This is a genomic window from Rhizobacter sp. P2_H2 (genome assembly GCF_056403375.1).
Genome location: NZ_JBFUFP010000784.1, coordinates 1 through 2613 on the forward strand (window position 1 = coordinate 1; position 2613 = coordinate 2613).

A 2613-nucleotide genomic window follows, 5' to 3' on the forward strand; every position below is an offset into this window, starting at 1 on the left:
CGCTACAGCGCGCGGCTGCTGCGCGAATCGGAGCGCACGCTGCGCGCCAACGGCTACCTGCGCGATGCGGCCATCCGGGTGACTGCCGTGCACGACGGCGTGGTCGACATCGTCGTGGCGACGCAGGACGTGTGGACGCTGAAGCCCGGCGTGTCGTTCGGCCGCAAGGGCGGGCGCAACAGCAGCAGCATCGGCATCCAGGAGACCAACCTGCTCGGCCGCGGCAAGCAGCTCGGGCTGGACATCCAATCGGGCGTGGACCGCACGTCGAAAGCCCTGACCTACCAGGACAGCCAGTTGCTCGGCAGCCGCTGGACGCTGGCGGGCGAGTACGACGACAACAGCGACGGCCGCGCGCAGAAGCTCGCGCTGGAGAAGCCGTTCTATGCGCTCGACACCCGCAGCGCCGGCGGCCTGTCGCTCAGCAACGAGCGCCGCATCGACTCGGTGTATTCGCAAGGCCAGGTCGTCAACCAGTACGACGTGTCCGCCCGGCATGCAACGGCCTACACCGGCTGGTCTGACGGCCTGCGCGACGGTGCCGCGCTGCGCTGGACGGCCGGCCTGACCTTCGACGAGCAGCGCTATGCCGCGCTGCCGGCGCTGGGCAGCGCGAGCGTGGCGCCGGACGGGCGGCGCCTGCTGTACCCGTGGATCGGCGTCGGCTGGATCGAGGACCAGTTCATCGCGACGCACAACCAGGACCAGATCGGCAAGACCGAGGACATCGCGCTGGGCTGGAACGTGCGCGCCCGGCTCGGCGCGACATCCAGCCGGCTCGGCTCCGACCGCACGGCCGGTGTGTTCGACACGGGCTTCTCCAAGGGCTGGATGCCGGACCCGTCGCAGACGTGGCTGCTGGCCGGCACGGCCGAAGGCCGCGTCGAGCGCGAGGGGCTGAGCGGCAGCCTGTTCAAGCTGTCGGGCCGCTGGTACCTGCGGCAGTCGGCGCAGCGCACGCTGTTCGCCGGCATCGGCATCGACCGCGGCGTGCGGCTCGACCCCGACCAGCAGATCACGCTCGGCGGCGACACCGGCTTGCGCGGCTACCCGCTGCGCTACCAGAGCGGCAGCGGGCGCTGGCTCGCCACCATCGAGCAGCGGGCCTATTCCGACTGGTTCCCGTTCCGGCTGTTCCACGTCGGCGGCGCGGTGTTCTACGACATGGGTCGCACCTGGGACGGCGTGCGGCCGGGCGATTCGGCCCAGGGGCTGCTGCGCGACGCCGGCGTCGGGCTGCGCCTGGGCAACAGCCGCTCGGGCCTGGGCACCGTGGTGCACGTCGACGCGGCCTTCCCGATGGACGGCGACAAGTCGATCAAGAAGGTGCAGTTCATCGTCGAGGCAAAACGCAGCTTCTGACTGCTCGAGTCACTGCTTAAGTSACCTCTAAGGCCRGSAAGCGCAGCATGKCSGCCCCCATGGACAACTTCCACCTCTTCGAGCTGATCAACGCACCGGCMGAGCYSCAYCCGACRCGCCTGCTGCTGGCCTTGMTCGTCGCGCGCTGGCTCATCTGGCTGCTGCCGCCGGCGCTCGGCATCCTGTGGCTGCGYRCGAGCCACGACACGCGGCGCGAGWTGCTGCACTTGATCGTGGCGACCATCTGCGCGGTGGCGATCGCCGAGCTCGTGCGCCATGCGTGGCCGCACCCACGACCCTCCGCGCTGCGGCTCGGYCACCACYACCTCGCSCACGCYGGYGACTCSGGCCTGCCCAGCGACCAGGTCACGGTGGTGTGGGCGCTGGGGCTGGCCGCGCTGTGGACGCAGCGCCTGTCGGTGCTGTGCTTTCCGCTGCTGGCCGCTGGCTTGCTGCTCGGCCTGGGGCGCGTCTACGTCGGCGTGAACTTCCCATACGACATCCTGGCCGCGCTGCCGGTGGCGCTGGCGGGCGCGCTGGCCGCGTGGGGGCTGCGGCGCCCGCTGGCACCACTCGCCACGCGGGTGATGGAGTCCTATGATCGATGCGCCCGGCACCTGCGAGCACGCTTGCGTGGGATGACTGCATGAGAGTCCTGTTGATCGAAGACGATGCGATGGTCGGCAAGGCGGTGCACCGCGGCCTGGTCGATGCGGGTTTTGCTGTCGACTGGGTTACTGACGGACGCTCCGGCGAACTGGCGCTGGGCAATCGCGTCTACGACGCCGCGATCCTCGACCTGGGCCTGCCGAAAAAGGACGGCATGGCGGTGCTGCACACGCTGCGCAACGCGCACAACTCGGTTCCGATCCTGATCGCCTCCGCGCGCGACACGGTGCGCGATCGCATCGACGGGCTGGAGGCCGGCGCCGACGACTACCTGCTGAAGCCCTTCGACCTCGACGAACTGGTGGCGCGCATGCGCGCGCTGGTGCGCCGCCATATGGGCAGCGGCACGCCCTTCCTGAAGGTCGGCTCGCTGATGCTGGACCCACTGCGCCGCCAGGTGATGCAGGCAGGCGTGGAGGTGGAGCTGTCGCCACTGGAGTTCGCGGTGCTCGAGGCGCTGATGCGTCGGCCCGGTGTCGTGCTGTCGCGCGAACGCCTGGAAGAGGCCGTCTACGGTTGGGGGGAAGAGGTCATCAGCAACGCGATCGAGGTGCACCTGCACAACCTGCGCAAGAAGCTCGG

The 2613-nt window shown here is 70.0% G+C and carries 3 protein-coding genes; all 3 read left to right on the plus strand.

Features of this window, described 5'->3' with window-relative positions; all coding sequences use genetic code 11:
- A partial coding sequence (locus AC1D15_RS26245) for a BamA/TamA family outer membrane protein (RefSeq protein ID WP_477828301.1) occupies positions 1–1362 on the plus strand: 1362 nt, incomplete at its 5' end.
- 59 nt (positions 1363–1421) lie between these two features.
- Entirely contained in the window at positions 1422–2012 is a 591-nt protein-coding gene (locus AC1D15_RS26250; protein ID WP_477828302.1) for a phosphatase PAP2 family protein, read from the plus strand.
- Positions 2009–2613 (plus strand): response regulator (locus tag AC1D15_RS26255; protein ID WP_477828303.1); only part of this gene is annotated, 605 nt, incomplete at its 3' end. The genes AC1D15_RS26250 and AC1D15_RS26255, both read left to right, overlap by 4 nt.